This window comes from Actinoallomurus iriomotensis (genome assembly GCF_030269445.1).
GTDB lineage: Bacteria > Actinomycetota > Actinomycetes > Streptosporangiales > Streptosporangiaceae > Actinoallomurus > Actinoallomurus iriomotensis.
In genome coordinates, this window is record NZ_BSTJ01000002.1 from 609,158 (window position 1) to 634,359 (window position 25,202).

General features: G+C 74.3%; 26 protein-coding genes. 9 read left to right on the forward strand and 17 right to left on the reverse strand.

Features of this window, described 5'->3' with window-relative positions:
* Nucleotides 1–11 precede the first annotated feature (11 nt).
* Nucleotides 12–653 (forward strand): HD domain-containing protein, encoded by a 642-nt coding sequence (locus QSK37_RS11550; RefSeq protein ID WP_285619698.1) that lies wholly within the window; start codon nucleotides 12–14, stop codon nucleotides 651–653.
* A gap of 31 nt (nucleotides 654–684) precedes the next feature.
* On the opposite strand, the gene QSK37_RS11555 is transcribed toward QSK37_RS11550, so the two are convergent.
* Nucleotides 685–1,251, reverse strand: coding sequence for a TetR/AcrR family transcriptional regulator (locus QSK37_RS11555; RefSeq protein ID WP_285619699.1), 567 nt, complete (start codon nucleotides 1,249–1,251; stop codon nucleotides 685–687).
* 104 nt (nucleotides 1,252–1,355) lie between these two features.
* On the opposite strand from QSK37_RS11555, the gene QSK37_RS11560 reads away from it, so the two are divergent.
* Together QSK37_RS11560 and QSK37_RS11565 are read left to right on the forward strand one after the other, a co-directional pair.
* Entirely contained in the window at nucleotides 1,356–1,781 is a 426-nt protein-coding gene (locus tag QSK37_RS11560) for a nuclear transport factor 2 family protein (protein WP_285619700.1), read from the forward strand.
* Nucleotides 1,778–2,200 (forward strand): nuclear transport factor 2 family protein, encoded by a 423-nt coding sequence (locus QSK37_RS11565; protein WP_285619702.1) that lies wholly within the window; start codon nucleotides 1,778–1,780, stop codon nucleotides 2,198–2,200. The genes QSK37_RS11560 and QSK37_RS11565 overlap by 4 nt, the downstream gene beginning before the upstream one ends.
* Before the next feature lie 13 nt (nucleotides 2,201–2,213).
* Here the strand turns inward: QSK37_RS11565 and alc are convergent, their stop codons facing one another.
* The 9 genes from alc to uraD are packed head-to-tail and all read right to left on the reverse strand — an operon-like array spanning nucleotide 2,214 to nucleotide 10,048.
* Nucleotides 2,214–3,218, reverse strand: a complete 1,005-nt coding sequence (gene alc / locus QSK37_RS11570; RefSeq protein WP_285619703.1) for an allantoicase — start codon at nucleotides 3,216–3,218, stop codon at nucleotides 2,214–2,216.
* A complete protein-coding gene (gene allB, locus QSK37_RS11575) occupies nucleotides 3,215–4,513 on the reverse strand; it encodes an allantoinase AllB (RefSeq protein ID WP_285619704.1) in 1,299 nt (432 codons plus the stop codon). Before allB ends, alc begins: the two co-directional genes overlap by 4 nt.
* Nucleotides 4,510–5,682 carry a glycerate kinase gene (locus QSK37_RS11580; RefSeq protein WP_285619705.1) on the reverse strand — a complete coding sequence of 391 codons (1,173 nt, stop codon included), beginning with the start codon at nucleotides 5,680–5,682 and terminating at the stop codon, nucleotides 4,510–4,512. Before QSK37_RS11580 ends, allB begins: the two co-directional genes overlap by 4 nt.
* Nucleotides 5,679–7,028 carry an 8-oxoguanine deaminase gene (locus tag QSK37_RS11585; protein ID WP_285619707.1) on the reverse strand — a complete coding sequence of 450 codons (1,350 nt, stop codon included), beginning with the start codon at nucleotides 7,026–7,028 and terminating at the stop codon, nucleotides 5,679–5,681. Before QSK37_RS11585 ends, QSK37_RS11580 begins: the two co-directional genes overlap by 4 nt.
* Nucleotides 7,025–7,495 carry a (2Fe-2S)-binding protein gene (locus QSK37_RS11590; protein WP_285565860.1) on the reverse strand — a complete coding sequence of 157 codons (471 nt, stop codon included), beginning with the start codon at nucleotides 7,493–7,495 and terminating at the stop codon, nucleotides 7,025–7,027. Before QSK37_RS11590 ends, QSK37_RS11585 begins: the two co-directional genes overlap by 4 nt.
* Entirely contained in the window at nucleotides 7,495–8,376 is an 882-nt protein-coding gene (locus QSK37_RS11595) for an FAD binding domain-containing protein (protein WP_285619708.1), read from the reverse strand. The genes QSK37_RS11590 and QSK37_RS11595 overlap by 1 nt, the downstream gene beginning before the upstream one ends.
* A gap of 13 nt (nucleotides 8,377–8,389) precedes the next feature.
* The gene (gene pucL, locus QSK37_RS11600; protein ID WP_285619710.1) at nucleotides 8,390–9,256 is read right to left on the reverse strand and encodes a factor-independent urate hydroxylase; all 867 of its coding nucleotides are present in this window, start codon (nucleotides 9,254–9,256) and stop codon (nucleotides 8,390–8,392) included.
* Between the two features lie 2 nt (nucleotides 9,257–9,258).
* Nucleotides 9,259–9,567, reverse strand: a complete 309-nt coding sequence (uraH, locus tag QSK37_RS11605) for a hydroxyisourate hydrolase (RefSeq protein WP_285619711.1) — start codon at nucleotides 9,565–9,567, stop codon at nucleotides 9,259–9,261.
* Between the two features lie 19 nt (nucleotides 9,568–9,586).
* The gene (uraD, locus tag QSK37_RS11610; RefSeq protein WP_285619712.1) at nucleotides 9,587–10,048 is read right to left on the reverse strand and encodes a 2-oxo-4-hydroxy-4-carboxy-5-ureidoimidazoline decarboxylase; all 462 of its coding nucleotides are present in this window, start codon (nucleotides 10,046–10,048) and stop codon (nucleotides 9,587–9,589) included.
* A gap of 318 nt (nucleotides 10,049–10,366) precedes the next feature.
* On the opposite strand from uraD, the gene QSK37_RS11615 reads away from it, so the two are divergent.
* Both QSK37_RS11615 and QSK37_RS11620 read left to right on the forward strand, forming a co-directional pair.
* A complete protein-coding gene (locus QSK37_RS11615) occupies nucleotides 10,367–11,125 on the forward strand; it encodes an ABC transporter ATP-binding protein (RefSeq protein ID WP_285619714.1) in 759 nt (252 codons plus the stop codon).
* Nucleotides 11,122–13,620 (forward strand): ABC transporter permease, encoded by a 2,499-nt coding sequence (locus QSK37_RS11620; RefSeq protein ID WP_285619715.1) that lies wholly within the window; start codon nucleotides 11,122–11,124, stop codon nucleotides 13,618–13,620. The genes QSK37_RS11615 and QSK37_RS11620 overlap by 4 nt, the downstream gene beginning before the upstream one ends.
* Nucleotides 13,621–13,633: 13 nt before the next feature.
* Here the strand turns inward: QSK37_RS11620 and QSK37_RS11625 are convergent, their stop codons facing one another.
* The gene (locus tag QSK37_RS11625) at nucleotides 13,634–14,152 is read right to left on the reverse strand and encodes a GNAT family N-acetyltransferase (protein WP_285619718.1); all 519 of its coding nucleotides are present in this window, start codon (nucleotides 14,150–14,152) and stop codon (nucleotides 13,634–13,636) included.
* Nucleotides 14,153–14,183: 31 nt separating this feature from the next.
* On the reverse strand, nucleotides 14,184–14,777 hold the full coding sequence (locus tag QSK37_RS11630; RefSeq protein ID WP_285619719.1) for a TIGR03086 family metal-binding protein: 594 nt from the start codon (nucleotides 14,775–14,777) through the stop codon (nucleotides 14,184–14,186).
* Between the two features lie 69 nt (nucleotides 14,778–14,846).
* Between QSK37_RS11630 and pdxR the strand changes: the two genes are divergently transcribed.
* From pdxR to QSK37_RS11645, 3 genes are all read left to right on the forward strand, one after another.
* Nucleotides 14,847–16,247, forward strand: a complete 1,401-nt coding sequence (gene pdxR / locus QSK37_RS11635; protein ID WP_285619720.1) for a MocR-like pyridoxine biosynthesis transcription factor PdxR — start codon at nucleotides 14,847–14,849, stop codon at nucleotides 16,245–16,247.
* Between the two features lie 66 nt (nucleotides 16,248–16,313).
* The gene (locus tag QSK37_RS11640) at nucleotides 16,314–17,057 is read left to right on the forward strand and encodes a class I SAM-dependent methyltransferase (RefSeq protein ID WP_285619721.1); all 744 of its coding nucleotides are present in this window, start codon (nucleotides 16,314–16,316) and stop codon (nucleotides 17,055–17,057) included.
* A gap of 5 nt (nucleotides 17,058–17,062) precedes the next feature.
* Complete coding sequence (locus QSK37_RS11645; protein ID WP_285619722.1) at nucleotides 17,063–18,184, forward strand: MFS transporter; 1,122 nt, start codon at nucleotides 17,063–17,065, stop codon at nucleotides 18,182–18,184.
* Here QSK37_RS11645 and QSK37_RS11650 read toward each other — a convergent pair.
* The 5 genes from QSK37_RS11650 to QSK37_RS11670 form a co-directional block, all read right to left on the reverse strand.
* Nucleotides 18,178–20,169: a pentapeptide repeat-containing protein gene (locus QSK37_RS11650; protein ID WP_285619723.1), complete on the reverse strand. Its 1,992-nt coding sequence runs from the start codon at nucleotides 20,167–20,169 to the stop codon at nucleotides 18,178–18,180. The two genes, QSK37_RS11645 and QSK37_RS11650, sit on opposite strands and share 7 nt — an antisense overlap.
* Nucleotides 20,170–20,202: 33 nt before the next feature.
* Nucleotides 20,203–21,624 carry a Si-specific NAD(P)(+) transhydrogenase gene (gene sthA / locus QSK37_RS11655; RefSeq protein WP_285619724.1) on the reverse strand — a complete coding sequence of 474 codons (1,422 nt, stop codon included), beginning with the start codon at nucleotides 21,622–21,624 and terminating at the stop codon, nucleotides 20,203–20,205.
* Nucleotides 21,625–21,628: 4 nt separating this feature from the next.
* Nucleotides 21,629–22,402 carry an anti-sigma factor family protein gene (locus QSK37_RS11660; protein ID WP_285619725.1) on the reverse strand — a complete coding sequence of 258 codons (774 nt, stop codon included), beginning with the start codon at nucleotides 22,400–22,402 and terminating at the stop codon, nucleotides 21,629–21,631.
* Nucleotides 22,399–22,953: a sigma-70 family RNA polymerase sigma factor gene (locus tag QSK37_RS11665; protein ID WP_432705554.1), complete on the reverse strand. Its 555-nt coding sequence runs from the start codon at nucleotides 22,951–22,953 to the stop codon at nucleotides 22,399–22,401. Before QSK37_RS11665 ends, QSK37_RS11660 begins: the two co-directional genes overlap by 4 nt.
* A 94-nt stretch (nucleotides 22,954–23,047) precedes the next feature.
* Complete coding sequence (locus tag QSK37_RS11670) at nucleotides 23,048–23,719, reverse strand: FadR/GntR family transcriptional regulator (RefSeq protein ID WP_285565885.1); 672 nt, start codon at nucleotides 23,717–23,719, stop codon at nucleotides 23,048–23,050.
* Nucleotides 23,720–23,970: 251 nt separating this feature from the next.
* On the opposite strand from QSK37_RS11670, the gene QSK37_RS11675 reads away from it, so the two are divergent.
* Nucleotides 23,971–25,173, forward strand: a complete 1,203-nt coding sequence (locus tag QSK37_RS11675) for a hypothetical protein (protein ID WP_285619726.1) — start codon at nucleotides 23,971–23,973, stop codon at nucleotides 25,171–25,173.
* Nucleotides 25,174–25,202: the final 29 nt, after the last annotated feature.

Below are 25,202 nucleotides of genomic sequence, written 5' to 3' on the forward strand. Positions count from 1 at the left end.
GAAGGAGACCGATGTCCGCGACCGTCCTCGCCGGGGTCGAGGTGCCCGGCTCGCCGCTGGCCCGCGACCTGACCGCGCTGCTACGGGACTCCGCGACCGACCTGATCTACCACCACTCCCGCCGGGTGTTCTTCTGGGGTTCGCTGCGCGGACGCCGGCGCGGCCTGACGTACGACCCGGAGCTGCTCTACGCCGGAGCGGTCTGCCACGACCTCGGGCTGACCGGCCGGTTCGCCGAGTCCCGGCAGCGCTTCGAGCTCGACGGCGCCGACGAGGCACGCCGCGTCCTGCTCGACCACGGTGTGCCGCCGGAGCGCGCCGACCTGGTGTGGCAGGGCATCGCGCTGCACACCACGCCGGAGATCCCCTGGCGCATGGCACCCGAGGTCGCCCTCGTCACCGCCGGCGTCGAACTGGACGTGCTCGGCCTCGGCTACGACGAGATCACCGAGGACGAGCGGGCCGAGGTGACGGCGGCGCACCCACGACCCGACTTCAAACGAGAGATCCTCAAGGCCTTCACCGAGGGAATGGCGCACCGCCCGGACAGCACGTTCGGCACCGTGAACGCCGACGTCCTGGCCCACTGCCTGCCGGGCTTCACCCGCGGCGACTTCGTCGAGACCATCCTGAACTCCAAGTGGCCCGCGTGACCCGCTGAGGCCGGCTCGTCGCCCGGCGGACTCAGGTCCGGTGGCTCCCGCGAAGGCCGTCGAAGACGACGTTCAGGGCACGGTCGCGGACCTCACCCTGGGCGCGCTCGGCGGCCCGTGAGACGCCGACCAGCAGCGCCATCACCTCCGGCGGCCCCACGTCGCCGCGGACCGCCCCGGCGTCCTGGGCGCGGGACAGCAGCGCGGCCAGGGCCTGTTTCAGGCCCTGGCCGGTCTCGGGCACATCCACGCCCGCCTCCGTCAACGCGGCCGAGAGGGCGTTCTTGGTCGCGGCGTGGCCGACCACGCGGGTGAAGAAGGTGAAGAAGGCCGCGCCCGGATCGTCGGCGGAGGCCAGCGCCTCGGCCTCTTCGGCCAGTTTGCGCAGGCCGGACACGTACACCGCCTCGAGCAGCGCCTCCTTGGTCGGGAAGTGCCGGAAGACCGTTCCAATCCCCACGCCCGCGGCGCGCGCGACCTCCTCGGTGGACGCGGTCGTACCCCGTGCGTCGAACACCGCCTCGGCCGCCTCGAGGACCTTGAGCCGGTTGCGCATCGCGTCGGCGCGCAGCGGCCGGCCGGCCCGCGACTGGGTCACCGCGACTCTTTCATTGACAAGTGGAGTCTCCGCTCCGTATGTTCCTGATTAATCGGAGCCATCACTCCGATTCTACGTTCTCTTCGTGCTTCAAGGAGTTTCCCATGTCCGAAACCACTCCACGTGCGGTGTTCGAACGCCTCAGCCGCGGCATTTCCGAGGGGCGCTGGCACGACCTCGCCGACCTGTACGCCGAGGACGCCGTGGTCGAGCAGCCCTTCGTGTCCGCCGCGCCCGGCCGGATCGAGGGCCGCGAGACCATCCGCGCGCACTTCGCCGGTGCCGCCGCCATGGGGCTGAGCCTCGTCGCGCGGAACACGGTGATCCACGAGACGGCCGACCCCGAGGTGGTCGTGGCGGAGTTCGACTACGAGATCACCGGCCGCGAGGGCACCACGATCGCCGCGAACATCCAGGTGCTCCGCGTCCGCGACGGCCTGATCACCGCCACCCGCGACTACCACGACCACCTGGCGATCGCCCGCATGACCGGCGGGCTGCCCGCCCTGCTCGCGGCGGCCGGCGCGTGACACCCCGGGAGGTCTTCGAGCGCGTCATCGACGGGGTGACGCACGGCCGGTGGGACGAACTGCCCGCGCTGTACGCCGAGGACGCCTTCGTGATCCATCCCTTCGCCCCCGCGGGCGAGCCGCTGACCGGACGCGAGGCGCTCCGGCGGCACTTCGCGGCGGGCGCCGGCCTGGGCGTCACGATGACCGTGCGCGACGTCGTCGTGCACGAGACGGGCGACCCGGAGGTGGTCATCGGCGAGTTCGCGTACGAGGGAACGGTCACCGCGACCGGCCGGCGGTTCACCGTGCCGAACGTCTTCGTGCTCCGCGTACGCGACGGGCTGATCGTCGAGTCCCGCGACTACGCCGACCACGTGGCCTTCGCCGCCGCCACCGGACGGCTCGGCGCGCTGGTCGCCGAGGACCGGTGGCCGTGAGACCGGCCCTCGGTCAGCGCCGGGCCCGCCAGCGGCTGAGCAGTTCGCGTTCGCCGTCGGCGGTCAGCGAGCCGTGCAGCCGTACACGGGCCAGGCCGCCGTCGGGGTAGATGTCGACGCGGGCGTGCGTCATCGGACGGCCGGCGTCGAGGCGGAAACGGTGCGCGGTGTCGGGTTGCAGCCGGGTGCGCGGCAGCACGTCGAACCAGGCCGCGTCGTCCTCCAGCGAGGCCGTGCGCGCGTCCGCGCCGCGGATCCGCGCCTCCCCCGGCGCGTTGAACCGCAGGTTGGCGGTGTCCAGTTCGGCCAGTTCGACGACGCCCGGCCCGGCCAGGCGCAGGATCACCCAGTCGTTGCCCCCGTCGCGGCGGCGCGCCGTCTCCCAGCCCTCGGCCTGATGCCGCGCGAGGCCGGGCATGATGAGGTTCGCCGGCGAGGAGTAGAACATGTCGGAGCAGCCGACGACGGTGGCGCCGTTGGCGAGCGCGGCGAGGTCGACGGTCAGCCCGGTGAGCAGCCACGGGTCCGGCACGACCTCGCCGTGCACGCGCAGCCGGGCCACGCCGCCGTCGGGGAAGATGTTCAGGCGCACGTGGGTGAAACGCCGCTCGTCCACGACCGCGAACTCCCGCGCCGCGTCGCCGGTCAGCGGGCTTTTCGGCACGATCTCGGTCCAGCCCGTCAGCTCGCCGGCGGACGGGTACCCCTCGGCCGCGCACGCCTCCACCATCGCCTGCGGCGGGTAGTTGCCCTTGAACCAGGCGGTGTCGACGACCACGCCGCGGATCACGCCCGGCAGGCCGAGCCGGACGACCGCCCAGTCGTGACCCGGCGAGCGGCGCCGCCGGGTCTCCCAGCCGTCGTACTCCTGGCCCTTGACGCCGAACGTCTGCTCGCGGAAGCCCGCCGGGCCGGGATTGAGGAGGTTCTCCTTGGCGGCGAACGACTCGTCGCTCGCCGCCATCACCGTGCCGCCGAGCGTGCGCAGAGCCAGGTCGGGCAGAGCGGTGAAGGTCATGCTCTCCTCCTGAGCAGCCGGCCGTGGCCGGCCGGCTCGCCGCGCAGCCACACTCGTTCCACCACGCCGGTCAGGCTCATCCCGGCGTACGGCGTGACGGGGTGCCGCTGGCGCAGCGCGCCGGGGTCGACGACGAACCCCCGGTCGGGGGCGAAGGCGACGAGGTCGGCGTCGTACCCCTCCTCGACGCGTCCCTTGCCGGTGAGCCCGGTCAGCTCCGCCGGGCCGGAGGCCATCCAGCGCGCGACGTCGCAGAGGTCGTGGCCGCGGGCGCGCGCCGCGGTCCAGATCACCGGCAGGCCGAGCTGCAGCGAGGAGATCCCGCCCCAGGCCGTGTCGAAGCCGCCCTTCTTCAGCTCCGGCGCACACGGCGAGTGGTCGGAGACGACGCAGCCGATCGACCCGTCCGCCAGGCCGCGCCACAGCCCCTCGCGGTTCTCCGCGTCGCGGATCGGCGGGCAGCACTTGAACGCGGTGCCGCCGTCGGGCACCTGCTCCGCGGTGAGCGTGAGGTAGTGCGGGCAGGTCTCGGCGCTGATCCGCGCGCCGCGAACCCTCCACTCGGCGAGCAGCGGCAGCGACTCCGCGTCGGACAGGTGCACGATGTGCGCGCGGCAGCCCGTCTCGGCGGCGAGCCGGGCGACCCGCGCGATCGCCGCCGCCTCCGCGCCCGGCGGCCGGGACGCCAGGAACTCCGCGTACCCGGGCCCGTCCGGCTCCGACAGGTGCCCCGGATCCTCGGCGTGCGCGATCAGCAGCCCGCCGAAGCCCGCGATCTCCGTCATGGCCTCCCGCAGCCCCACCTCGTCCAGCTCGGGGAACTCCTCCACGCCCGACGGCGACAGGAAGCACTTGAAGCCGTACACGCCCGCGTCGTGCAGAGCGCGCAGTTCCGCCCGGTTGCCGGGAACCGCCCCGCCCCAGAATCCGACGTCGACCGCGCAGCGTCCCTCGGCCGCGGCGCGTTTGACCGCGAGGGCGTCGGCGGTGACGGTCGGCGGCAGCGAGTTCAGCGGCATGTCGACGATCGTGGTCACCCCGCCGGCCGCCGCGGCCCGGGTGGCGGTGGCGAACCCCTCCCACTCCGTACGGCCCGGCTCGTTGACGTGCACGTGGCTGTCGACCAGGCCGGGCAGCAGCGCGCGGTCGGCCAGCTCGACGTCCTCGCGTGCGGTGAGCGGCGCGTCGTACGCGGCGACCGCGGCGATCCGGCCGTCGCGCACCGCGACCGCCGCCGGCCGTTCCCCGTCCGGCAGCACCGTACGGCGGGAGCGCACGACCAGGTCGTACGTCATGGGATCACTGCGGGGTCGTCCCGTGTGTCGTCCAGCCAGGCCTGGCCGACCTGTTCGGAGAGGCGTTCGAGCAGGGGACCCGCCTCCCGCATGCACCGGGCGGGGTCGGGCTCGAGGTCGGTGAGGGCGTACGCGCCGAGGAAACCCGCGGCCCGCAGTTCGTCCTCCGACAGCGTGCTGCGTCCGGCCACGGCCAGCACCGGCACGCCGGCGCCGCCGGCCGCCCGCGCGACGCCCGCAGGGGCCTTGCCGCGCAGCGTCTGGCGGTCCAGCGCGCCCTCGCCGGTGATGACGAGACGCGCGCCGGCGAGGTGGGAGGAGAAGCCCAGGAGGTCGAGGAGGTAGGTGATGCCGGGCTCGACGGTCGCGGAGCAGAAGGCCATCGCGCCGAACCCGGCGCCGCCCGCCGCGCCGGCGCCCGGCCGCTCCGCCGCGCTCACGCCGAGGTCGCGGCGGACCACGGCGTCGAGCCGGGTCAGGGCCTCCTCCAGCAGGTCGACGTCATGGGGCCCGGCCCCCTTCTGCGGCCCGAACACGTGCGCGGCGCCGTCCGGTCCGAGGAGCGGGCTGTCCACGTCGCTCGCGACCACGACGGTGACCCCCCGCATCCGCTCGCGCAGGGCGGCGGCGTCGACGCGGTCGAGGTCGCGCAGCGCGGCGCCGCCCGGCGGCAGTTCTCGCCCGTCCGCGTCGAGCAGGCGGGCGCCGAGCGCGGCGGCCATGCCCGCGCCGCCGTCCGTGCAGGCGCTGCCGCCCAGGCCGAGCACGACGCGCCGTGCGCCGCGGCGCACGGCGTCGTCGATCAGCTCGCCGGTGCCCCGGCTGGACGCGGTCAGCGGCGCGAGCCGGCCGCCGGGCAGCCGCCGCAGCCCGGAGGCCTCGGCCAGCTCCACCACCGCGACGTCGCCGCGGACGGCGTAGGAGGCCGGGACCGGCTCACCGGTCGGACCGCTCACCTCCGCGCGCACGCGCGTGAAGCCGGCCGCGACCGCCGCGTCCACCGTGCCGTCCCCGCCGTCGGCCACGGGCAGCTCCAGCAGGCGCACCTCGGGGCGGGCGCGCCGCAGCCCGGCGCCGATGCGCCGGGCCACCTCCGGGGCGTCGAGCGACCCCTTGAACTTGTCCGGTGCGATCACCACGTGACCGTCGCCGGGACGAGGAGTGGTCAAGTACGGTCTCCGATCAGCCGGCGGCGGGCCCGTACGCCCGCCTGTGCGGGGTCCGCCGTGGTGGTGCGCAGTTCGCCGCGCTCGACCACCGTACGGCCGCCGACGAGCAGCAGGTCGAGCGGCGGGGTCGGGCCGAAGACGAGGGCGCAGACCGGGTCCTCGACGGCCGCGCGGTAGCCGTCGACGCGCCACACGGCGAGGTCGGCGAGCTTGCCGGGTTCGAGGGAGCCGATCTCGTCCTGGCGGCCGAGGCACGCCGCGCCGCCGAGGGTGCCCAGCTCCAGCGCCTGCTGGGCGGTGAGCGCCGCGGGTCCGCGCACCACGCGCTGGAACAGCAGGGCCTGGTGCATCTCCCCGGCCAGGGAGGTCAGCTCGCTGGAGGCGGTGCCGTCCACGCCGAGGCCGACCGGCGCGCCCGCCGCCAGCAGCTCGCTCACCCGGGCGACGCCCGAGCCGAGCCGTCCGTTGGAGGTCGGGCAGTGCGCGGTGCCGGTGCCGGTGGCCGCGAACCGCCGGATGTCGGCGTCGTGCAGGTGCACGCAGTGCGCGAACCAGACGTCGGGACCCAGCCAGCCGAGCTTCTCCATGTACTCGCCGGGCGTGCACCCGAACTGCTCGCGGCAGTGCTCCTCCTCGTCGAGCGTCTCGGCGAGGTGGGTGTGCAGGCGTACACCCTTGCGGCGGGCGAGGGCGGCGGCCTCGCTCATCAGCTCCTCGCTCACCGAGAACGGCGAGCAGGGGGCGACGGCCACCCGCAGCATGGAGGAGAACGACGGGTCGTGGTGGGCGTCGATGGCCGCCTCGGTGGCCACGAGGATCTCCTCGCGCTCCTCGACGATCTCATCCGGCGGCAGGCCGCCCGCCGAGCGTCCCCGGTCCATCGAACCCCGGGTCGGGTGGAACCGGACGTGCAGCTCCCGCGCCGCGCGTACCTCGGCGTCGAACAGGTCGCCCCGGCCCCGGGGGAACACATAGTGGTGGTCGGTGGTGGTCGTGCAGCCGCCGAGCGCCAGCCAGCCGAGCCCGGCGGTGGCCGCGTCGTACACGACCTCCGCGTCGATCCCGGCCCACGTGTCGTACAGGCCGGTGAGCCAGTCGAACAGCGTGGCGTCCTGGAACAGCCCCTGTGTGGCCCACTGGTAGAGGTGGTGATGCGTGTTGACCAGGCCGGGCGTCACCAGGCAGCCGCTCGCGTCGATCCGGCGCCCGGCGCCGGTCACGGGCGCCGGGCCGGCGCCGACGGCGGTGATCCGGTCGCCCTCGACGACCACGTGGCCGCCGGCGATCTCCGGACCGCGCACCGGCGCGACGTGGGCGTTCTCGATGACGATCGGGCCGTCCGTCATGTTCCCGCCTTCCGCGCCGCAGCGAGCCGTACGGCGTCGAGAATCTTCTCATAACCGGTGCAACGGCACAGGTTGCCGGCGAGCGCCTCGCGGATCTCCGCGTCCGACGGGTCCGGCCGGTGTTCGAGCAGGTCGTGCGCCTGGACCAGCAGGCCCGGCGTGCAGAACCCGCACTGGACCGCGCCCGCGTCCACGAACGCCTGCTGGATCGGTGCGAGCCGGTCCCCCTCGGCGAGGCCCTCGACCGTACGGACGCGGCGGCCCTCCGCCTGGCCGGCCGCGACGAGGCACGCGCACACCGGCGTGCCGTCGAGGTAGACCGTGCACGAGCCGCATTCGCCCTGTTCACAGGCGTTCTTCGAGCCGGGCAGTCCCATCCGCTCACGCAGGACGTACAGCAGGCTCTCGCCCTCCCACACGCCGTCGACGGTCTCCCGCGAGCCGTTGACGGTGAAGCTCACCCGCATCAGGCGGCCCCCCTTCCCGGATTCTCGGCGTCGCCCGGCCCGCGATGGTCGCGCCACGCCCAGGTCAGCGTGCGGCGCGCCATCACCGCGAGGGCGTGCCGGCGGTACGCGGCGGTGCCGCGCACGTCGTCGATCGGCGTGGCCGCGGCCCCGACGAGAGCGCCGAACTCCCGCGCCACGGCCTCGTCCAGCGGCGCGTCCCAGTCGAGTTCGCGGGCCAGGAAGTCCTCGGCGGCGACCGCCCGGATCGGTGTTGGCGCGGCGGAGCCGATGCCGGTGCCGACCCGGCGCTCCCCCGGGTGCAGCGCGACGGCGAACGAGCAGACCGCGATCACCATGGCGTTCCGCGTGCCGATCTTGGAGAAGTACTGCGGGCCGGTGGCGGGAGCCAGCCAGAACGCGCGGATCAGCTCGTCGGGCTCCAGCGCGCTCCGCTTGACGCCCTGGTAGAAGTCGGTCGCCGCGATCATGCGGATGCCGCGCCGGGACTCGACCTCGACCACGGCGTCGGCGGCGAGCAGCGGCGGATGGCCGTCGCCGGCCGGGGACGCCGCGCCCAGGTTGCCGCCGACGGTGCCGCGGTTGCGGATCTGGGGCGACCCGACCGTACGGGCCGCCTGGGCCAGGCCGGGCAGCCGGTCGCCGAGCTCGCCGATGATCCGCGCGTACGTCACGCCGGCGCCGATCCGCAACCGGTCGCCGTTCTGCTCCCAGCGGTCCAGCCCGGCGACCCGGCCCAGGTCGAGCAGGTGCTCCGGGCGGCGGACGTCGAAGTTCAGCTCGACCATGACGTCGGTGCCGCCCTGGATCGGGACGGCCTCCGGGTGCTCGGCCTTCGCGGCGAGCGCCTCGTCCCAGGTCGTGGGCTGCAGGAATTCCATGGCGGGCTCCGGGTCAGGTCCAGGCGGCGCCGGCGTCGGGCGCGCCGTCACGGACGACGGCGCCCTCGATCAGCCCGTACGGCCGGTCCGCCGCGTAGAAGACCTCGTTGTCGTTGTCCAGGCCGAACGGTTCGAGGTCGACGGTGAAGTGGTGCCGGTTCGGCAGCGACAGGCGCACCTCGCAGACCTCCGGCAGCCCGTCGAGGAGCCGGTCGCCCATGGCGTACAGGGTCTGTTGCAGGGACAGGCTGTAGGTGCCGGCGAAGGCCTCCAGCAGGTGCCGCCGCGCCTCGGGGTAGGTACCCTCCCAGTCTGCCTCGGCCGACGTGTGCCGCCACTGGGCGGTCACCTCGGTGGCCAGGATCCGGTCCCGGGTCTCCGGCAGCGTCGTGTACTCGTCCTTGACGTACCCCCAGAACTCCGAGTCCGTCGAGTTGAGCACGACGAGGTCCCTGATGCCGGAGACGACGTGAGTGGCCGTGGCGTCGTGGTGGATGAGCGCGGTGCGGGTCTCGCCGCCCCGGCGTACGAAGGAGTGCGGTCTCGCGCCGATCCGGTCCCAGAGGTGCTCCTCGACCGACACGCGCGCGTGGTCGACGCTCGGCTGCGAGCCGACGAAGTGCCGGGCGAGCAGCAGCCCGAACGCCTCGGGCGAGTCGACGCCGTGCTTGCGGGCGAACGCGAAGACGGTGTTCTTCTGCGTGTCCGTGGTGAGGACCGCGGAGTTGTCGCCGGTCAGGTGGACCGCCTCCATGGCCCCGGACAGCGCGACGCTCACCGTGAGGTCCCGGATGTGGTGGACGTCGCCGTCCCGGGTCACGCGTACGACGTGGGTCTCGGCCTTGCCGTAGCGGTTGGGGCCGAGCCGGCTCCGTGACATGGTCAGCTCCCCCGGTAGGTGGAGTAGGCGTACGGGCTGAGCAGCAGCGGCACGTGGTAGTGCTCGCCGGGGTCGGTGACCGTGAAGGCCACGGCCACCTCGGGGTAGAAGTCCGATTGGCCCGTGGTGTCGAAGACGAGCCGGTGGACGCCCTCAGCGGGCGCCGGCAGGTCACGCACCCGGCCGTCCTCGTCGGTACGGGCGTCTGCGACGTGCCGCCACCCGGCACCGTCGCGGCGTTCCAGCCGCACCGGCACGCCGGCCGCCGGACGGCCCCTCGCGGCGTCGAGAACGTGCGTGGAGAGGCTCATGGACCCTCCTTCCGTTCGCTCATGTCACCAGTCTCCTCAGCCTCAGCTCGGTGATCTCGGCCAGCTCCGCGCGTACGACCTCGCGCTCCTTCGCCGGGTCGTGGCCGAGGCGTTCGCGCAGCTCGGCGAGCATCTCGTCCGCGCCGCGCCCACTGGCGCGGATGAGGAAAACGTGGCCGAACCGCTCTTCGTACTCGGCGTTGGCCGCGGCGAACGCGGCCCGGTCGCCGTCGCCGACGCCCGACTGTTCCGCGCGCGAAAGGGCCGAGGCGGCGCGCTCGCCGATCCTCGGGTGGGCGTGGAGTGCCTCCTCGACGTCCGGCCAGTCCAGGTCGCGCACCGCACGGCCCGCCGCGGCGAGCAGCCGCTCCGCCGAGCCGTACGGCCGTCCGTCCGCCATGGCCGCCGCCCAGCGCCGTGACGCGCAGCACGTCAGGAGCTCCGCCTCGGCGTCCGCGCGGGACAGGCCGTCGAACCGCACCGCGTCCTCCTCACGATGTTCGGGTGCCTGTCAGTACACACATCCGGGTGAGCGGCGGTCCAGCGAAGAAACGCCGAACCGGACCCCGTGATCACGGCAACTTTTCCCGTGTCGCCGCGAGCATGCCCCGTCCACGGCGCGCGGAACCGGACCGTTCCGCCGGTTCCCCGGGCCGCTCGCCGCGAGTACGCCCCGTGGCGTAGCCCGGCGCGGGCGCCCCTACCCTGCCGGACGCAGCCGTGGTGCCGCTGTCCGTGCGACGACACCGGCGGTGCCGCGCCGGGACCCTCGGGGAAACTCCCGAGGAGAAGAGACGAGATGACGGGCGAACGGAGCGCCGCGGCGCGAGCGGTGGGCGCCACCAAGGTGTACGGGTCGGGCGCGGCCGAGGTACGGGCGATCGACGACGTGACGATCGCGTTCGACGCCGGGCGGTTCACCGCGATCATGGGGCCGTCCGGCGCCGGGAAGTCGACGCTGATGCACTGCGTCGCCGGGCTGGACACGTTGTCCTCCGGGCAGGTGTTCGTCGGCGACGTCGAGCTGGGGTCCCTGTCGGACCGGCAGCTGACCGTGCTGCGGCGCGAGCGGATCGGGTTCGTCTTCCAGTCGTTCAACCTGCTGCCCGCCCTAGACGCGGAGGAGAACATCACCCTGCCGCTGACGCTCGCCGGCACGCGGCCCGACCGCGCCTGGATCGACGCCGTGGTCACCACGGTCGGGCTCGGCGACCGGCTTTCGCACCGCCCCGCCGAGCTGTCCGGGGGCCAGCGGCAGCGGGTGGCGGTCGCCCGGGCGCTCGCCTCGCGACCGCAGATCATCTTCGCCGACGAACCGACCGGCAACCTGGACTCGCGCACCGGCGCGGAGATCCTGACCTTCCTGCGCGAGGCCGTGGACGAGCTCGGCCAGACGATCGTCATGGTCACGCACGACCCGGTCGCGGCCGCGTACGCCGACGCCGCGGTCTTCCTCGCCGACGGCCGGGTCCGCGACCGCGTCGAGGGCCCGACCGCCCGTACCGTGCTCGACCGCATGAGCGCCTTCGAGGCCGAGACCATGGGGAGGTCGCGGTGACGCGCATCGCGCTCAAGGGTCTGTGGGCCCGCCGGCGCCGTCTCGTGGGCTCGTTCGCCGCCGTCTTCCTCGGGGTGGCGTTCCTCGCCGGGGCACTCGTGCTCGGCGACACGATGAACGCGAGCATCGGGCGGTTCTTCGGCCAGGCGTACGCCGGGACGGACGCCTCCGTGCGCGGCGCGACGAACGTCAGCGACGCGCCGACCGGCGAACGGGGCACGATCGACGCGGGCGTCGTGGACCGGGTACGCCGGGTGCCGGGCGTGGCCACCGCAGAGCCGGTGATCAGCGGCTCCGGTCAGCTGCTCGGCCGCGACGGCCGGGCGATCGCCGTGCTCGGGCCGAGGACGGCCGGCAACTGGCTCACCGACCCGCGGCTCAACCCGTACCACGTGGTCCAGGGCCGTGCGCCGCGCGCCGACGACGAGGTCGTGGTCAACCGCGCGACCGCGATTAAGGGACGGCTGCGCGTGGGCGACCTCACGGCGGTGCTCACGCCGCAGCGGGTGCCGGTGCGCGTCGTGGGCATCGCGAGGTTCGGTGACGAGGACGGCTTCGGCGGGACGTCGTTCACGGCGTTCACGCTGGCGGGCGCGCGGCGGTACGTCGCGCGGACGCCGGACCGCGTCAGCGGCGTGTCGGTCCGGGCCGCGAGCGGGGTTTCGCAGGGCGAGCTGGTGCGCCGGCTGCGGGGCGTGCTGCCCGCGGGGACCGAGGCGGTCACCGGCCGGGCGCTCAGCCGGGAGGGCATGAACGCGGTGACGAAGGGCTTTCTCACCATGTTCCGCGCGTTCCTGCTGGCGTTCGCCGGGATCGCGCTGCTGGTGGGCACGCTCGGCATCCACAACACCTTCGCGATCACCGTGGCGCAGCGGAGCCGGGAGTCCGCGCTGCTGCGGGCGGTCGGGGCGTCCCGGCGGCAGGTGCTGGCCTCGGTGATCACCGAGGCGCTCGTGCTCGGGCTGACCGCGTCCGTGGCCGGTGTGTTCGGCGGGCTCGGCTTCGCGGCATTGCTGGAGGAGGTGTTCACCGCGATGGGCGCCGCCCTGCCGGTCGGCGGGCTGGTCGTCACGACGGTGACGGTGGCCGTCGCCGTCGCGGCCGGGGTCGTGGTCACGCTCCTGTCGTGCCTGCTCCCGGCGGTCCGCGCCTCCCGTACGCCGCCGGTCGCCGCGCTGCGCGAGACCGAGGCGGAGCGGCCCGGCGTGTCCCGTGGCCGCGCCGTCGGCGGTGGGGCGCTGACCGCCGCCGGCGTGGCGCTGCTCGCCGGCTCGGTGGCCGCCGGCGACTCGATGGCGGCGGCCGGCGCCGGCGCGGTCGCCTGCGTCGCGGGCATGGTCGTGCTCGGCCCGGTCGCCGCACGGCCCGCGGGGGCGCTGCTCGGCGTGCCGCTGCGGGGCGTGACCGGCGCGCTGGCGCGGCGGAGCACGGCGCGTGAGCCGCGCCGCGTGGCGGGCGCCGCGACCGCGCTCATGGTCGGCATCGGCGTGGTGACGCTGCTCACCGTGCTCGCCGCGTCCGCGCGCACGTCGGTGCGGGACACGGTCGCGCGGTCGTTCGGCGGCGACCTGGTGATCACGACGGGTTCGAGCATCGGCGGCGGGTTCGACCCGCGGCTCGCCGGAGACGTGGCCCGGCTGCCGCAGGTCCGGGCGGCCGCCGGCCTGGGCACCGGCGGTGCGCGGATCGACGGCCGGGCGGTGCGCGTCGCCTACGCCGACCCGGCCGCGCTGGCCCGCATGCTCGACCTGGGCTCGGCCGCGAGCCTGGCACCGGGACGGCTGGCGGTCTCCCGCACGGTCGCCCGCGCGCACGGCTGGCGCACCGGGACCCCGCTGACGGTCCTGTTCGCCGACGGCGCCCGCCGCACGCTCACGGTCGGCGGCACGTACGAGCCGGGCGGTCCGGCGGGCGACTACCTGATGCCCCGCGCGGACTGGCTCGCGCACGACCCGCAGCCGCAGGACACGACCGTGCTGATCGCCCTGCGGCCGGGCGTCGGCACGACGGAGGGCGAACGCGCGGTCACCACGGCCGCCCGGCCGTACGCGGCCCCCGACGTGCGGACGCGGGCGGACTACGTCGAGGCCCAGGCGTCCGGGGTGAACTCCCTGCTGACCCTGGTGTACGTCATGCTGGCACTCGCCATCGTCATCGCGCTGCTCGGCATCGCCAACACGCTGTCGCTGTCGGTCCACGAGCGGGCCCGCGAGCTGGGACTGCTCCGCGCGGTCGGCGCGACCCGCGGCCAGATCCGATCGATGATCCGCGGAGAGTCGCTCATCGTCGCGGTGTTCGGCACGGCCGGCGGCCTCGGGATCGGGCTGCTGCCCGGCTGGGCGCTGGCCCGCGCGGCGACCGGCGGCACGTTCGCCGTGCCCGCCGGCCGGCTCGTGGTGATCGCCGTCATCGGCGCGCTCGCCGGTGTGCTGGCCGCGCTCCGCCCGGCACGCCGGGCCGGCCGGATGGACATCCTGCGCGCGGTCGCCGAGTGAACGGAGTGTGCGCTCAGACCCGGTCGAACGGCTCGGGGTAGGCGAACGTGCCGTGGATCCCGGTGTCGTGGGCCGACAGGGCGCGCACCTGGAAGTGGGCGTCCCACTCGGGGACGGGCGGGGTGATCCGGTACTCCGCCGACGGGCGGAAGCCGAACCGCGCGTAGTAGGCGGGGCTGCCGAGCAGGGCGACCAGCGGCTCGCCGAGGGCGTCCGCCGCGCCCAGGACGGCGTGGACGAGCGCCGTCCCGACGCCGCGCCGCTGGTCCTCCGGCCGGACGCTCAGCGGGCCGAGCGCGAGGACGGGCACCGCGACCACCCGCCCGCGGGTGCAGACGACGTGGCCGAGCACCTCCCCGCCCCGGCCCTCGGCGACGAGGGTCAGGGCGGGGAGCCACGCGTCGCAGGCGCGCAGCTCGCTCAGCAGGCGGGCCTCGGTCACCTCGCCCGCCGTCCCGGGCCGGGCGAACGCCGCGGAGGTCACCGCGTGGACCGCCGCGACGTCGGCCGGCGTCTCTCGTCGGATCAGCATCCGGCCACGGTGCCGACCCTTCGCGCGGAGGTCAACGGATTTCCCAGCCGGGCGAGCGGCCGAGCAGGGCGAGCAGCCGGTCGCGGTCCGGCGCGCCGTCGGGCACCGGGACGACCGGCTCGAAGGCGAGGCCGGGGCCGCGCGACTCCGGATCGCGCGGTACCCGGGCGGCGATGGGGAGGGCCGCCGTGACGAGCTCGCCGTCGGGTTCCCACACGGCGCCGACCGTGGCGGCGACGTCCCAGGCGTGCACCAGGGTGTCCAGGAAGTGGAAGCCGATCGCGACCGCACCGGGAATCGTCAGACCGTCGCGGACCTCGGGCAGGTCGAACGGCCGGTCGAGCACGCCCTCCTCGCCGAACGCCTCGGTGACGAGCTTCGCCGACGCCGCGAAGGCGCCGTACGGGTCCGCGCCCAGCCGCCCGTCGCGCCACACGGACAGGGCCGCTCCCCTGCCGCGCGCGGCGGCGGCGAAGCCCTCGTTCTGACTGACGATGTGCCGGAGCAGCCCGTGCAGGGTCCAGTCGGCGCAGGGAGTCGGCAGGGTCGGCCGCGCCTCTCCGGCGCCCTCGATGACGTGCCCGGCGTACGCGAGGGCGCGCCGGTTCAGTTCGCGGATGTCCATGGACGGGAGCGTAGGAAGGCGCAAAGGCTCAGCGCCAGGTCCAAAACCGCGCAATATCGTTGAGCCATTATGGACTTCCACATCGGCCTCGACGGGCGCGGCGACCTCTCCGGGCAGATCTACCGGCGGCTGCGGGAGGCCATCCTCGACGGCCGGCTGCGTCCGGGTGACGCGCTGCCGGCGACCCGCGAGCTGGCCCGGCGGCTCGACGTCGCCCGCAACACGGTCGGCGTCGCCTACGACCGGCTCGCCGCGGAGGGGTTCGTCGCCGGCCGGGTCGGCGCGGGCACGTTCGTCCAGGAGACCGGTTCCGCGCCGCGCGGCGCGCCCGCCGCGTCGCCGCTGCGCCCGCGTGCCCGGTGGGAGTCGGTCGCGCCGTGGCCGGGCTGGCTGGGCGCGCGGCCCGCGTTCGACTTCCGTGTCGGCCTGCCGGACCCCCGCCTGTTCCCGTACGAGACGTGGCGGCGGATGATGGCGCGCGAGCTGCGGGAACCGGCCTCGGCGTCCGCGGACCCGGCCGGGCTCCCGGCGCTGCGCGCGGCGATCGCCCGGCACGTCGGGGTGTCCCGCGGCGTGCGCGCGTCGGCCGACGACGTCATCGTGACCGGCGGCATCCAGCAGGCGCTCGACCTGGTCGGGCGGGTCCTGCTCGAACCCGGCGACCTCGTGGCGGTGGAGCGGCCCGGATACCCGCCGGCGCGCATGCTGTTCCGGTCGCTCGGCCTGCGCGTGGCCGGCGTACCGGTGGACGCGGAGGGGCTGCGGGTGGACGCCCTGCCCGACGACGCGCGCGCCGTCTACGTCACACCGTCCCACCAGTTCCCGCTCGGCATGCCGATGTCTCTGGCCCGCCGTACGGCGCTGCTCGCGTGGGCCGGGCGCCACGGCGCCGCGGTGATCGAGGACGACTACGACAGCGAGTTCCGCTTCGGCGGCCGCCCGATCGAGCCCCTGCAGAACCTCGACCGGGGCGGGCTGGTGCTCTACACCGGCTCGTTCTCCAAGGTGCTGGTGCCACGGACGCGCATCGGCTTCCTCGTGGCGCCGGCGGCGCTGCGGGCGGCGCTGGTCGCGGCCAAGTTCGTCACCGACTGGCACTCCCCGCTGCCGGCGCAGGCCGCCCTGGCCCGCTTCATCGACGAGGGGGCGCTCGCCCGGCACGTCCGCCGGATGCGGCACGAGTACGAGGGCCGCCACGCGCTGCTGATGAGCACGCTGCGGCGCGAGTTCGCCGGCCGGCTCGATCCGGTCCCCTCGACGGCGGGCCTGCACATCAGCGCCTTCACGACCGCCGACCCCGAGGCTGCGGCGGAGCGCGCACGGGCGGCCGGCGCCCAGGTGCACACGCTCGCCGAGGTGGCCATGGACCCGGCCGCCCGGCCGGGCCTCGTCCTGGGTTACGGCGCCATCCCGGCGGCCCGGATCGAGGCGGGCCTGGCCCGGCTGAGCGACGCCATGAATCCCATATGACGAGACGAATTCTCTCATCCAGCGAGACTCGGAGTACGGTCATCACCGAAAGGTAAGGTGAAAACGATGCTCCGAGAATGGGACGCCGCCGCGTACGACTCGCTTCCGCTGCCGCATCTTCGGTGGGGACGGCGCACGCTCGAACGGCTGTCGTTCGCCGGTGACGAGACGGTCCTTGAGGCGGGCTGCGGCACCGGCCGCGACACCGAGGCGCTGCTCGACCGGCTCCCCCGCGGCCGCGTCGTCGCCGTCGACGGATCGGCCCGGATGCTCGAACGGCTGCGCGAGCGGCTCGCGAACCGGCTCGACCGGGTCGAGGCGATCCAGGCCGACCTTCTCGCGCCGCTGCCCGTCGCCGAACCGGCCGACGCGGCGTTCAGCGTGGCGACCTTCCACTGGATCCACGACCACGACACGCTGTTCGCGAACATCGCCCGCGCGCTCCGGCCGGGCGCCCGGTTCGCCGTCGACTGCGGCGGCGAGGGCAACGTCGCCCGCGTACGGGCCGCCATCGAGGACGTGCTCGGCGAGCGCACCGACATGTGGAACTTCGCCGGTACCGACGAGACGCGCGAACGCCTCGAACGCGCCGGTTTCACCGACGTCGAGGTCGCCCTGGTGGAGGATCCGGCGCGGCTGGAGCCGGGCGAGCAGTTCCACGGCTACCTGGCGATCGTCGTGCTCGGCGCGCACCTGGACCGGATCCCGCCGGCCGAGCACCGCGCATTCGTGGAGGCGGTGGCGGCGCGGCTGGACGAGCCGGTCGTGGACTACGTGCGGCTGACCTTCACCGCGACGCGAGCCGGCTGACCGGGGTGCGGCGGCGATTCAAGATCGCGGCGCTGTACGCCGGCGGCCTGCTGGGGCCGCTGGGCGGCGGCGTGGTGGCGCCGATGCTGCCGCAGATCGGCGGGTCCGTGCACGCCTCCAGCTCCGCCGTCGCCACCTCGCTGACCGCCTACTTCGTGCCGTTCGCGGTGCTCCAGCTGGCGTCCGGCACGCTCGGCGAGCGCTGGGGCGTCCGCCGCACCGTCCAGGTCGCCTACCTGGTGTACGCGCTCGCCTCGGCGGGCTGCGCGCTGGCGCCCACGCTGCCGGCCTTCCTCGCCGGGCGGGCGCTCATGGGAGGCGCCAACGCCTTCACCTCGCCGCTCCTGCTCGCCGGGCTCGGCGCGGCGGTGCCGCCCGGACGGCTCAGCCGGTCCGTCGGGATCTACTCCAGCTTCCAGGCCGCCGGGCAGTCGTTCGCGCCGCTCCTCGGCGGGGTCGCCGCGGTGTGGTCGTGGCGGCTGGGGTTCGTCGTCGTGGCCGCGACGGCCGTGCTGCTGGCGTTCGCGCCGCCGCCGGGTGACGCGCGTCCGGGCGCCGAGGCCCCCGAGTGGCGTCCGCTGCTCAGCGGCCGCATAGGCCTGCTGTCCGCGGGCGCCTTCCTGTCCTACATCTGCGCGTCGGCGCTGCCGTTCCTCGTGGCCCTGTACGCCGGTGACGCGCTGAGCCTGCGGCCGGACCTGACCGGGCTCGCGCTGGTCGGCTTCGGCGTCGCGGGCCTGCTGCTGGGCTCGGTCTGGGGCAGCGTGACCGACCGCTTCGGCCCACGCGTGTGCGGCGTCCTCGCCACCGTCGCCACCGCGGCGTTCGTCGCGGCCATCGGCCGCACCGGATCGGTGCCGGCCCTGATCGTGTGCTGGACGGCGGCGGGCGCGGGCGCGTCGATGCTCACCGTGGCCCTGCAGAACCTGACGATGCGCGCCGTCCCCGGCAACCGCGGCGGCGCGCTGTCGGCGGTGTCGGCGTTCCGCTTCGCGGGCGCCGCCCTGGCGCCCGTGGCGTGGCTGCCGCTCTACCACGCGGCGCCGTCCCGCGCCTTCGGCGCGGCCGGCGCGTCGCTCCTTCTCGCCGTGCCCGCGCTGCGCGCCACCGGACGCGCCGATCACTGACGGGACAGCACCCGGCCGGCGCCGGCCACGATCGTGGTCGCCAGGACCCAGCCGGCCGCGATCAGCAGGGCGGCCAGCCACTGCTCACCGCCGCGCGGGTTGAAGGCGCCCTCCTGGCCGAGGCTGATGACGGGCAGCAGCAGGTCCAGCGTGTACAGCGGCGGGTTGAAGTCCGGCACCTCGTCACGGTGCAGCGGAGCCGGATGGTGCGCGCCGAACACCGCCGTCCCGACGACCAGCAGCGCGACCAGCCACAGCGCGGCGCGCAGCGGCCGGTAGCCGTAGCCGACCGTCCACTCCTGTACGAACCCCCAGGCGCGGGCGAGCGGCGGGAGCGTACGCCGCCGGCGCCGCTGCCGCGCGAGCTGGACCGTCCGCGCCTCCGCGTCGCGGCCTACGGCGCGGTAGGCCGCGGCGAGCTGCTCGTACGGCTGCGGGTGGTATCCCTCGGTGTCCTCCAGCCAGCCGAGCCGCGCTCCGACGGAGCCGGGCGTCTCGATCGTCTCGTACGTGAAGCCGTCGAGCCGGGTGTGCGCGGGCCAGCGCGCGGGGTCGTCGCGGAGCACCTCGATCCGGGTGTGCCGCAGGTCGATCGTGCCGTCGACGGGGTCGCGGGTGGTCAGCCGCAGCACCGCCGCGCGGACCTGCCGGCAGCCCAGCGCGATCTCTCCCGGCGCGCTGATCCGCGCGTCGTCGAAGCACATCTCGCCGCCGATCCTCGCGCCGGCGAACGACATCCGGCCCTCCGCGTGGAACCCGCCGCAGCAGTCCAGCACGCTGCCGACGGACAGGCCGTACGCGGTGAGCGACCGCCCGCCGGGGTTGGACAGGCGCGCGCCGGTGAACTCCGCACTCGCCCCGACCGTGGAGTCGATCAGCCGGATCTGGCCCTCGGCGCGGAATCCCCGGTCGCAGAAGAGCCCGCCGGTCACCGTCGCCCGGCAGGCGCTGAGCGCCTGCTCTCCGGGGTTGACGAGCCGCGCGCCGTGGAAATCGGCCGATCCGTGGATCTGCGCGGCGTCGAAGGAGACCCGCCCTCGTGCGTGGAAACCGCTCGACGCCCGCAGGCTGCTCCCGATGGTGATCAGGTGGGCGTTCAACGCCATGCCGCCGGAGTCGTCCAGCCGCGCGCCGCGCATCATGAGGGTGCCGGCGATCGCCGCCGACCGCAGCGAGACCTGGCCCTCGGCGCGGAATCCGCCGTCGAGGGTGGCGGCGCCGTCCACGCGCAGCCGGTCCGCGTTCAGCGCCTTGCCGCCGGGGTTGGCCAGGCGCGCCCCGGACAGGACGAGCTGCCGGGCGACGCGGGCGTCGGGGAGGCTCACCTCGCCCTCGGCCACGAGCTCATGGCCGAACAGGCCGTCGTCCAGGACGATGCCGTCCGCGTTGACCGCCACGGCTCCGGGGTTGGCCAGGCGGGCGCGGTCGAGCGTGAGCGCGCCGCCGACGCGGGCGCCGCGCAGCATGACCTCACCCGTGACCCGCAGGTCCGTGGCGTCGAGCGTACGGGCCACGGTCAGGGCGTCCGCCCGCAGCGCGCCCGTGAGCCGCGCCGACCGCAGTGACAGCGCGCCGTCGATGAGGGTGCCGACGAGTTGCAGCGGGCCGTCGAACCGGCACTCCTCCAGCCAGAGCAGCCCGTCGACCTGCGCGTCCGAGGCGCGCAGGCCGGGCAGGCGCGAGCGGGCCAGGTTGACCTGCCGTAACCGCGCGCCGTACAGGTCCACCGGCTCGGCGAACACGCATCCGCGCAGCAGCGCCGCGTGCCGCACCTCGGCGAAGGACAGGTCGAGCGTGCCGGTGATCCGCGCGCCGGTCAGGCGCACGGCGGGCACCCGCCACGCCTCGGCCGGCTGGGCGGCCAGCAGCAGCGCGGCGACGACCTCCGCGCGCACCTCACCGGTGCCGCCCAGATCGACCGTCTGCGCACGCGGGAAGGCGTCCCAGAGGGCTCGCTCCGCCTCCGACAGGTCTTCCACGTCCACGCGCGTGCCTCCCGGCCGACGTCGGTGCGGGTCCTACTCGGACAGCGCGGCGACCTGGCGCATCTTGTTGATGGTGTCCAGCGCGGCGACCTTGTAGGACTCCGCCAGGGTCGGGTAGTTGAAGACGGCGTCGACCAGGTAGTCGATGGTCCCTCCGCAGCCCATCACGGTCTGGCCGATGTGCACGAGCTCGGTCGCGCCCGTGCCGAAGACGTGCACGCCCAGCAGGCGGCGGTCCTCCGGGGACACCAGGAGTTTCAACATGCCGTACGAGTCGCCGATGATCTGCCCTCGCGCCAGCTCGCGGTAGCGGGAGACGCCGACCTCGAACGGGATGCGCTCGGCGGTCAGCTGGTCCTCCGTGCGGCCGACGAAGCTGATCTCGGGGATCGTGTAGATGCCGATCGGCTGCAGCTGGTGCATCTCGCGGGCCGGCTCGCCGCACGCGTGGTGGCCGGCCAGGCGGCCCTGTTCCATGGACGTCGCCGCGAGGGCCGGGAAGCCGATCACGTCGCCGACCGCGTAGATGTGCGGGACGGCGGTGCGGAAGTACTCGTCGACCTCGATGCGCCCGCGGGCGTCCGCGGTCAGGCCGGCCCGGTCCAGGTCGAGTTCGTCGGTGGCGCCCTGGCGGCCCGCGGAGTACATGACCGTGTCCGCCGGGATCTTCTTGCCGCTCTCCAGGATGGTCATCGCGCCGTTCCGCGTCCCGCCGAAGGACCGGCGCTCCACCGCGGCGACGGTCTCGCCGAACCGGAACGTCACCGCGAGGTCGCGCAGGTGGTACTTGAGCGCCTCGACGATCTCCAGGTCGCAGAACTCGAGCATGCGTTCCCGGCGTTCGACCACGGTGACCTTGGTGCCGAGGGCGGCGAACATCGAGGCGTACTCGATGCCGATCACTCCGGCGCCGACGACGACCATGGTCTGCGGCAGGTGATCGAGGCGGATGATGCCGTCCGAGTCGATGATCGTGCTGTCGTCGAACTCGACCGTGTCGGGGCGCGCCGGACGCGTGCCGGTGGCGATGATGATCTTGTCGGCGGTGAACTTGTTCTCGCGCCCCGTCAGCGGATCGCTCACCTCGACGGTGTGCGGGTCGGTGAAGTGCGCGGTGCCGTCCAGGAGGGCGACGTGGTTACGGGAGAGCTGGCTCCGGATCACGTCGATCTCGCGGCCCACCACGTGCTGGGTGCGCGCCGCGAGGTCGGCGACGGTGATCTCCTCCTTGACCCGGTAGCTCTGGCCGTACAGCTCGCGCTGGTTGAGGCCGGTCAGGTAGAGCACCGCCTCGCGGAGCGTCTTGGAGGGGATGGTGCCGGTGTTGATGCAGACGCCGCCGATCATGTTCCGGCGTTCGACGACCGCCACCCGGCGGCCGAGCTTCGCCGCGGCGATCGCCGCTTTCTGCCCTCCGGGCCCGGATCCCAGGACAAGTACGTCGAAGTCGTACACACCCCTAGTCTGGCGTGGGCGCGCCCGGTGATCCAGTCCACCCCGGCCCCTTCTGTACCGGGATGACGAGGAGGATTCCGTCGTTCTGGTCGCGCACCTCGAACCGCCGCAGGTCCGAGCGCCGCAGCGCCGTGCCGCCGTGCACCTGGAGGTGATCCGGCGCGCCGGGTGTGCCGTATCCGGCCCGGGGGACGACCCACTCGGTCATGACGTGCCGCGCCCCCGTGGTGGAGACCGCGATCAGCTCGCAGGTCCGCGGGCCGGTGACGTGGGTGAGGTCCAGGGCGATGTGGGTGCCCCAGCCCTTGTCCTCCATCGCGACGACGCCGGCGACGCCGGTCCTCGGATCGGTGGCGCGCCGGATCTCACCCCAGGCCAGCAGGTCCGCCGGCACGTCGCCGTGGTCGTCCCCGGAGCCGGTGACCGACGCGCCCACGGCGGCCCCGCCGGCGAGGAGCGCGGCGCCGGCCACCAGACCGATGATCGTCGTACCGCGGCGGCGACGACGCTCGTCGATCCCGCGGCGGCGGAGCAGCCGGGACAGCTCGCCCGGCCCGCCCGCGCGACCGGCCGACGGTGGGTCCCTGTCGTCATCCTCCGGCGGCGCGACGCCGGAGAGGAGCTCCCGCATGCCCGCGAACTCCCCGAGTTCGCGCGCGCACCGGTCACAGCCGGTCAGGTGGGCCTCGAAGGCCCGCCGGTCGTCCTCTTCCAGCAGGCCCAGGGCGTACGCCCCGACGTCGGTGTGCGCGGCCGTGGCGTCGACGCGCTCGCTCATGTCGTCACCCCCTTCTCCTCCAGGACGACGCGCAGCGCCCGTACGGCGTAGTAGACGCGTGACTTGACCGTGCCCACGGGAATGCCGAGGGTCTCGGCGGCCTGGTTGACCGTACGGTCGCGCAGGATCGTCTCGTTCAGGATCTCCCGGTGCGCCGGAGACAGCTCCTTCAGCGCCTCGGTCACGAGGATGGTGCGCAGGAGGTCCTCCAGGCCGTCTTCCAGGTCCGGCAGCGCCTCCAGCTCGGCCTCGCCGGTCTCGGGCGGCCGGGCGTTCCTGCGGCGCCGGTCGTCGATCACGATCCGGCGGGCGACCGTCGCCAGCCAGGGCAGCAGGCTTCCTCCGTCCGGGTCGAGCCGGTCGATGCTGCGCCAGGCCCGGATCATCGTCTCCTGGACGACGTCCTCGGCCCACTGGCGGTCACCGCCGGTCGCCCGCATGACGAGGGTGAACAGCGGCCGGTGGTACTCACGGTAGAGCGCCGCGATGGCGCGTTCGTCGTCGTCGGCCCGCGCGCGCTGCGTCTTGCCGCGGAATCCGGGAAATGCCATGGCGGGGGTTCTCCGGGCAGGGAGGCTGAAGATCGACTCTAGAACGCCTCCCGGCGTCGCGCCAGCGACCGCCGGACGCCCCGTCTCCGCGCGCTCAGAGGGCCTTGCGCAGCCACTGCTCCACGCCGGCGATGTGCACGGTCGCCAGGGCGCGTGCGACGTCCGCCTGCCGGGCGGCGAGCGCGTCGAGGATCGCGTGGTGTTCGTCCAGCGTGCGCCTGAGCGCGCCCTCCTGGGTGAGCCCGCGCCACACCCGCGCCCGGATGGTCGGCCCGCACAGCGTGTCGACCAGGGAGTAGAGCACCGAGTTGCCGGCCGCCTCGGCGATGCGGCGGTGGAACTCCAGGTCGTTCTCGACGAGGTCCTCCACGGAGGACTCGCCGGTGACGCGGCCGAGGTGGTCGCGCAGCGAGTCCACCGTCTCCAGGCTGATCTGCTGCGCGGCGAGGGCCGTCGCGGCGGGTTCGAGGATGCGGCGGACCTCGAAGAACTCCAGGACCGTGGCGTCGTGGTGCAGGTCGACGATGAAGCTCAGCCCGTCGAGAAGGGCCTTGGGCTCCAGGCTCGTGACGTACGTGCCGTCGCCCTGGCGCACGTCGAGGATGCGCACGAGCGACAGCGCGCGCACGGCCTCGCGCAGTGAGTTGCGGGACAACCCCAGCTGGGCGGCGAGGTCGGCCTCTTTCGGCAGCCGGTCGCCGGGCCGGAGCTCACCCGAAACGATCATCCCCTTGATCTTTTCGATCGCCTCATCAGTGATCGGCATGTTCCCCTACCCCAGGCTCCCCAGAACGACGGTCCAAGCGTCCCACGTGGCATTCGCCGACCACTCCGTAACCGCGCTTTGCTCCCGGAATGTGCAGATCGCTTGTGATGACCAGGGTTCTTGGTGGAAACTGATCCACCGATAAGCGCGGCATCGGAACAATGCGTCGAGCCGCCTTTCTCTACGGGTGCACACGGGGTCGAGCACGGACGAGGGTCGGTTTGCTGGGGGACGCGGGAGTCGGCCGGTCGATGAGCCGGGACGAGATCGACCGTACGCTGACACGCCTGAAGGGCGAGCGCGAACGCATCACCCAGGGCCTGCTGGAGCTTGAGGCCCACCAGGGCTACCAGATGCTGAAGGGCACCCGGCTGACCGGCGAGACCGAGCGGTCCTGGGTCGGCATCAACGGCCGGATGGCCACGCTGTGGAAACTGTTCGACGCCCACGGGAAGGTGCTCGGTGAGGCCGAAGAACTCCGCGAGCGGCATTCCAAGCCCGGTCAGGCCCAGCTCGCCGAGCTGACACGCCTACTCACCGGCACCTCCGTCGAGCTGGTGAGCGAGGAGATCCCCCTCGAGGAGCGGACCCTGCTCGGCCCGACCGGCGAGTGGCTGACGCTCGACGGCGTGATCGAGCGGATGACGCCCCTGTACGAGGAGACCGCCGGCCTGGTCGCCTCGGTGAACGAGATCTGGTCGGCCCTGCTCACCCGGCTGGGCGAGGTGGAGGAGACGGCGCGCGCCGTGGCGGCCCTGCACGGCGCCCTCGGCGCGCACGAGCCGGCGTTCGACGAGCTGTCCCGGCTCCTCGCGGCGGTGCGCGAGACCGTACGGTCCGACCCGATGTCGCTCACGTCCGGCGGGCAGGCCGACACCGCGCGGATCGACGCGATCGGGACCGACCTGACGGCCCTGCGCGGCCGGCTGGAGGACGCCCTGCGGATCCGCGACGAGCACGACGCGCGGGCCCGTGGCATCGAGGCCACGATCGGCCTGGTCGAGACGGCCGAACACGAGGCCGCCGACGCCCGCGACCGGGTCCTCGCCAAGATCGACTCACCGCAGCTGCCCGACATCCCGGTGACCTCGGTCGCGCTCCGCGACCGGCTCGCGGCCCTGGAGGGGCTGCGCGGCGAGGGCCGGTGGGTCGAGCTGGCGTCGCGCGCCGCCGAGGTCGAGCAGGCCGCCGCCACCGCGCTCGACCAGGCGCGCCAGACGACCGCGCTCATCACCGGCGTGCTGGACCGCCGCGACGAACTGCGCGGACGGCTCGACGCGTACAAGGCCAAGGCGGGCCGGCTCGGGCTGGCCGAGGACACCGAGCTGACCGGCCTGCACCAGCGGGCGCATGACCTGCTGTGGACCTCACCGTGCGACCTGCGCGGGGCCACCAAGGCGCTGGCGGACTACCAGCGGGCGATCGCATCGCGCGCGGAGGGGACGAGTCGATGATTCGGTGCACCCAACCGGGATGCACGGGA

What these genes read in the sequence shown, in the direction of transcription:
- QSK37_RS11550 (WP_285619698.1), top strand. Translation starts at nt 12, where the DNA reads ATGTCCGCGACCGTCCTCGCCGGGGTCGAGGTGCCCGGCTCGCCGCTG.
- QSK37_RS11560 (WP_285619700.1), top strand. Translation starts at nt 1,356, where the DNA reads ATGTCCGAAACCACTCCACGTGCGGTGTTCGAACGCCTCAGCCGCGGC.
- alc (WP_285619703.1), bottom strand. Translation starts at nt 3,218, where the DNA reads ATGACCTTCACCGCTCTGCCCGACCTGGCTCTGCGCACGCTCGGCGGC.
- allB (WP_285619704.1), bottom strand. Translation starts at nt 4,513, where the DNA reads ATGACGTACGACCTGGTCGTGCGCTCCCGCCGTACGGTGCTGCCGGAC.
- QSK37_RS11585 (WP_285619707.1), bottom strand. Translation starts at nt 7,028, where the DNA reads ATGACGGACGGCCCGATCGTCATCGAGAACGCCCACGTCGCGCCGGTG.
- QSK37_RS11590 (WP_285565860.1), bottom strand. Translation starts at nt 7,495, where the DNA reads ATGCGGGTGAGCTTCACCGTCAACGGCTCGCGGGAGACCGTCGACGGC.
- QSK37_RS11595 (WP_285619708.1), bottom strand. Translation starts at nt 8,376, where the DNA reads ATGGAATTCCTGCAGCCCACGACCTGGGACGAGGCGCTCGCCGCGAAG.
- pucL (WP_285619710.1), bottom strand. Translation starts at nt 9,256, where the DNA reads ATGTCACGGAGCCGGCTCGGCCCCAACCGCTACGGCAAGGCCGAGACC.
- uraH (WP_285619711.1), bottom strand. Translation starts at nt 9,567, where the DNA reads ATGAGCCTCTCCACGCACGTTCTCGACGCCGCGAGGGGCCGTCCGGCG.
- QSK37_RS11615 (WP_285619714.1), top strand. Translation starts at nt 10,367, where the DNA reads ATGACGGGCGAACGGAGCGCCGCGGCGCGAGCGGTGGGCGCCACCAAG.
- QSK37_RS11625 (WP_285619718.1), bottom strand. Translation starts at nt 14,152, where the DNA reads ATGCTGATCCGACGAGAGACGCCGGCCGACGTCGCGGCGGTCCACGCG.
- QSK37_RS11630 (WP_285619719.1), bottom strand. Translation starts at nt 14,777, where the DNA reads ATGGACATCCGCGAACTGAACCGGCGCGCCCTCGCGTACGCCGGGCAC.
- pdxR (WP_285619720.1), top strand. Translation starts at nt 14,847, where the DNA reads ATGGACTTCCACATCGGCCTCGACGGGCGCGGCGACCTCTCCGGGCAG.
- QSK37_RS11640 (WP_285619721.1), top strand. Translation starts at nt 16,314, where the DNA reads ATGCTCCGAGAATGGGACGCCGCCGCGTACGACTCGCTTCCGCTGCCG.
- QSK37_RS11660 (WP_285619725.1), bottom strand. Translation starts at nt 22,402, where the DNA reads ATGAGCGAGCGCGTCGACGCCACGGCCGCGCACACCGACGTCGGGGCG.
- QSK37_RS11665 (WP_432705554.1), bottom strand. Translation starts at nt 22,953, where the DNA reads ATGGCATTTCCCGGATTCCGCGGCAAGACGCAGCGCGCGCGGGCCGAC.
- QSK37_RS11670 (WP_285565885.1), bottom strand. Translation starts at nt 23,719, where the DNA reads ATGCCGATCACTGATGAGGCGATCGAAAAGATCAAGGGGATGATCGTT.
- QSK37_RS11675 (WP_285619726.1), top strand. Translation starts at nt 23,971, where the DNA reads ATGAGCCGGGACGAGATCGACCGTACGCTGACACGCCTGAAGGGCGAG.